Annotated in this window: 6 protein-coding genes; all 6 read left to right on the top strand. The window is 65.0% G+C overall.

All coding sequences use genetic code 11. The features are described from left to right. On the top strand, positions 1 to 1279 hold a 1279-nt coding region (locus QZY06_RS03950; RefSeq protein WP_295680471.1), incomplete at its 5' end, for a TonB-dependent receptor. A gap of 22 nt (positions 1280 to 1301) precedes the next feature. Further along, positions 1302 to 1994 (top strand): Fe2+-dependent dioxygenase, encoded by a 693-nt coding sequence (locus QZY06_RS03945; RefSeq protein WP_295680470.1) that lies wholly within the window; start codon positions 1302 to 1304, stop codon positions 1992 to 1994. Then, positions 1979 to 2677 (top strand): energy transducer TonB, encoded by a 699-nt coding sequence (locus tag QZY06_RS03940; RefSeq protein ID WP_295680469.1) that lies wholly within the window; start codon positions 1979 to 1981, stop codon positions 2675 to 2677. Before QZY06_RS03945 ends, QZY06_RS03940 begins: the two co-directional genes overlap by 16 nt. A 154-nt stretch (positions 2678 to 2831) precedes the next feature. Further along, positions 2832 to 3569 carry a MotA/TolQ/ExbB proton channel family protein gene (locus QZY06_RS03935; protein WP_022977404.1) on the top strand — a complete coding sequence of 246 codons (738 nt, stop codon included), beginning with the start codon at positions 2832 to 2834 and terminating at the stop codon, positions 3567 to 3569. Between the two features lies 1 nt (position 3570). Further along, complete coding sequence (locus QZY06_RS03930; protein WP_295680467.1) at positions 3571 to 4053, top strand: biopolymer transporter ExbD; 483 nt, start codon at positions 3571 to 3573, stop codon at positions 4051 to 4053. After that, on the top strand, positions 4050 to 4472 hold a 423-nt coding region (locus QZY06_RS03925; RefSeq protein ID WP_295680464.1), incomplete at its 3' end, for a PepSY-associated TM helix domain-containing protein. The genes QZY06_RS03930 and QZY06_RS03925, both read left to right, overlap by 4 nt.

Genomic DNA, 4472 nt, shown 5'->3' with positions numbered 1-4472 from the left:
CGGCGACGTCAACGATCCTTCCACCTGGACCGTCGGCCGCTCGCGTCAGGGCATCGTCCGCCATAACGAGCTGCTGACCAACCAGACCAATCTGCGTGGTTCGCTCACCACCGGCGTGATCAAGCACGATTTCGCCAGCGGTTTCGAATTCATTCAGGAATCGCAGAACCAGCCGACCTATGCGGTCACGGCCACCACGCCCGCCCAGGTGCAGCAGCGCGCCGACGTCTACAACCCGAACGCTTCCGATCCTGGCGTCGATCTTTCGTACAACGGTGCGTTCACCGACGGCCGCACACAGACCGGTGCGGCTTACCTGAACGACACCGCGAAGTTCGGCGACCGCGACCAGTTCCAGCTCAGTGGCAGCCTGCGCTTCGAGCGCTATCGCACTGAAACCGAGGCCGGCACGCTGTCGACTGCCGCCGCAAACCCGGGCGTGACGCCGGTCGGCACCCTGCTCGGTTCGCGGCTGACCAAGAGCGGCACACTGGTCACCTACAAGGCCGGTGGTCTGTGGAAGCCGCTGCCGAATGGTTCGGTCTACGCCTCGTACGGCACCAGCAAGCGCCCGCCGAGCGGTGACAACTTCGCGCTGAGCGCGACGACGACCAACATCAACTCGACCGCACTCGCGCCATCGAAGGCCGACAGCGTCGAAGTCGGCAGCAAGTGGGATCTGCTCGACAACAAGCTGGCGGTGACTGGCGCGCTGTTCCGCACCGAGTCCAAGAACGACATCGCCCGGCAGTCCGGCAACGAGATCGTCCAGTACGGCAAGCGCCGCATCCAGGGCGTGGAACTCGGAGTGGTCGGCAACGTCACCGAGGCCTGGCAGGTGTCGGCGGGCTACACGTTCCAGGATGCGAAAGTCTCCGAAGGCACGATTGCCACCGACGGCACCTCGACGCAGAGCGGCGCCGCCGTCAACTTCTCGCCGAAGAACAGCGTCACGACCTGGACCAGCTACAAGCTGCCGCTCGCCTTTGGTCCGATCACCGGTCCGCTGACCATCGGTGGTGGCCTGCGTTACATCGACAGCCAGGCACGCACGATCAACAACAATCTCGGCAGCGTGAACACCGGCGTCGTCACGGTCGAGGACTATCTCGTTTTCGATGCGGTTGTGAGCTACGACGTGACGGCCAACCTCGGCTTGCAGGCCAACATCTACAACCTGCTGGACGAACGCTACGTCGGCGCGGTCAACAACAGCGGCCAGCGCTACCAGCCGAGCATTCCGCGTTCGTTCCTGCTGGCGCTGAACTTCACGTACTGATGTACCGATCTGCTGCCCGCTCATGATCGTCCGCATTCCTGGTCTGCTTGAAGCCCGTCCGCTCGCGTTCATCCGCGAGCGGCTGGCGGCGGCCGACTGGGAAGACGGACGAGTCACGGCCGGGCCGCAGGCGGCGAAGGTCAAGGACAACCTTCAGCTCACCGAGGACCATCCGCTGGCGAAGGAACTCGGCGAGGTGGTGCTGGTGGCTTTGTCCCGCAGTGCCTTGTTCACCTCGGCGGCGCTGCCGCTGAAGGTGTTCCCGCCGATGTTCAATCGCTACGAAGGCGGTGGGCATTTCGGCGCACATATCGACACTGCCGTACGCCTCAGCCGGCAGCCGCCGCATCGGGTGCGTACGGATCTGTCGGCTACTCTTTTTCTCGCCGATCCGGATAGCTATAACGGCGGCGAACTGGTCATTGGCGACAGTGATGAGATCGGCGGTGTACAGGCGATCAAGCTCGCGGCCGGTGATCTGCTGCTCTATCCGGCTACGCATCTGCATGAAGTGCGGCCGGTGACGCGCGGTGCGCGTCTGGCTTCGTTCTTCTGGGTGCAGAGCATGGTTCGCGACGATGACAACCGGCGTCTGCTGTACGACATGGACCGGGCATTGATGACGCTGCGCGAACTGCATCCTGAAGGCCATCCGGCGCTGATCCGCCTGACCGGGACGTATCACAACCTGCTGCGCAAATGGTCGGACTTGTGAGCACCATCGCCATCCAGGAACACGGGTATCGCTGCGGCCAGCGGATGTCGGCACGAGGTCGCATGGTTGCTGCCATGGTCGTTGTCGGTCTGCACCTCGGCGGTTTCGCGACCTTGCTGATCGCCCGCAGCGAACCGGCGCCGCCGGAGCCAGTGGTGATGCAGGTGACGATGATCGCGGAGGCACCGGTGGTGATGATCGAACCGCCACCACCGCCCCCCGAGCCGGTGAAGCCGAAGCCCCAGCCGCGTCTGATGGCGACGGCCAAGCCGACGCCATCGGCCATGGTCACGCCGCCGCTGGAAGACGAGCCGGTGATCGAAGCGGTCGCCGAAGCGCCGACGCCACCGGCACCGCCGGCCGCGCCCGCCTCGTCGCCGCCAGCGGAGCCGACGATCGTGCCGCCGAACTTCGTCGCTGCGTATCTGAACAATCCGGCGCCGATCTATCCGTATGGGGCCAAGTCGCGCCGCGAGTCCGGCACGGTGCTGCTGAAAGTGCTGGTGACGGTGGACGGCACGGCTGGCGACGTGAAGATCGAGAAGTCGAGCGGTTCATCGAGCCTCGACCAGGCAGCGCGTGACGTGGTCTTCAAGCGCTGGCGTTTCGTGCCGGCCAAGCGTGGTGATCAGACGGTGGAAGCCTGGGTGATCGTGCCGATGGAGTTCACGTTGAAGGGATGAGCCCCTCTCCCCCGGCCCCTCTCCCGTAAAGGGATAGGGGAGGCCCGCAGTGAGTGCGGCAACAAAGCCCCTCTCCCCTTGCGGGGGAGGGTTGGGGAGAGGGGAGCGGCACAGTGCCTCAGTTACCGATTTGAATTGAAAACCAGGAATCAACATGGACGCAGCAACACCCGGTATCGGCTTCGGCCACTTTCTCGCCCAGGCCGATGGCGTGGCGAAATTCATTCTGGTGCTGATGGCCGTGGCCTCGGCGGCGAGCTGGTATCTGATCGTCACCAAGCTGGTCAGCTATGCGCGGGCCAAGCGGCGCAGCTCGGCGTTTCTCGATTTCTTCTGGAACGCGCCGTCGCTGGACGTGGTTGCCGCGCAGATCGAGCAGAAGCATCCGGACGAGCCGTTCTCGCATCTGGTCTATCACGCGATCGTCGCCAGCCGGCATCACGAGCGCCATGGCATCAATCGCCTGAACGAAGCCGGCAGCAGCAGCGATTTCGTCACCCGCACCTTGCGCAAGACCATCGACGAAGAAACCGCGAGCCTCGAATCGGGCCTGACGGTGCTCGCCTCGGTCGGTTCCACGGCGCCGTTCGTGGGCCTGCTCGGCACGGTCTGGGGCATCTATCACGCGCTGGTTGCGATCGGCGTGTCCGGTGCCGGCACGCTGGACAAGGTGGCGGGTCCGGTCGGTGAAGCACTGATCATGACCGCCATCGGCCTTGCGGTCGCGATTCCGGCGGTGCTCGGCTACAACCTGATCGTCCGCGCCAATCGCCTGACCCTGGCGCAGCTCGATGCCTTTGCGCACGATCTGTTCGCCTTCCTCGGCACCGGCGCCAAGATCGATTCGGCCGGCGGCAACGTCACGCCGCTCAAGGTCAGCGGAGCGCGCTGAGATGGCCTTCGGAAGCTTTGGCGGCGGCGCCCGCAACAGCGCGCCGATGGCCGAGATCAACGTCATCCCGCTGGTCGACATCATGCTGGTGCTGCTGGTGATCTTCATCATCACCGCACCCCTGCTGACCCACGCGGTGAAGATCGATCTGCCGAAAGCCGACAGCACCACCAACGTGCAGCAGGCCGACAACATCCAGTTCGCGATCGATGCCGACAGCCAGCGCTGGTGGAACGGCGAGAAGGTGGACGAGGCGCAGACCATCGAACGCCTGCGCGCGGCCGGTGCCCAGACGCCGTCGCCGGAACTGCATCTGCGGGTCGACCGCAATGCCCGCTACGAGATCATCGCCACGGTGATGAGCGAAGCGGCGAAGGCTGGCGTCACCAAGGTCGGCTTCGTCACCGATCCCAGCGGTGCGCCACTGGCCAGCGTGACACCCGTTTCGACGTCGACGTCGACTGCGAAGCCAGCCTCCCCGTGAACGCCGCGCGCACCCGATCGACGCCGGCCATCGATCCGGCGCGCGCCAAGCAGAAGCGCCGCTCCTGGTGGCTGAAGCAGCTGCACACCTGGCACTGGATCAGCGCCGCGATCAGCCTGATCGGCATGCTGCTGTTCTCGGTCACCGGCATCACGCTCAACCACGCGGCAGACATTCCGACCAAGCCGGTCGTGGCGCGTACCCAGGCGGTGTTGCCGGAACCTTTGCTCGATGCGTTGCGCGTGGTCGCCAAGCAGGCGGTGGACGACGGCGCTACGCCAGCGATGCCAGAGGCCGCCGCCGATTGGTTGACGAAGACGCTCGATATCCACGTCACTGGCCACGCCGTCGAATGGTCGGCCGAAGAGGTCTACGTTTCGCTGCCGAGGCCGGGTGGCGATGCCTGGATCAACGTCGAT

Source organism: uncultured Nevskia sp. (genome assembly GCF_903885465.1).
Classification (GTDB): domain Bacteria; phylum Pseudomonadota; class Gammaproteobacteria; order Nevskiales; family Nevskiaceae; genus Nevskia.
This window is presented reverse-complemented; position numbering and strand designations above follow the sequence as displayed.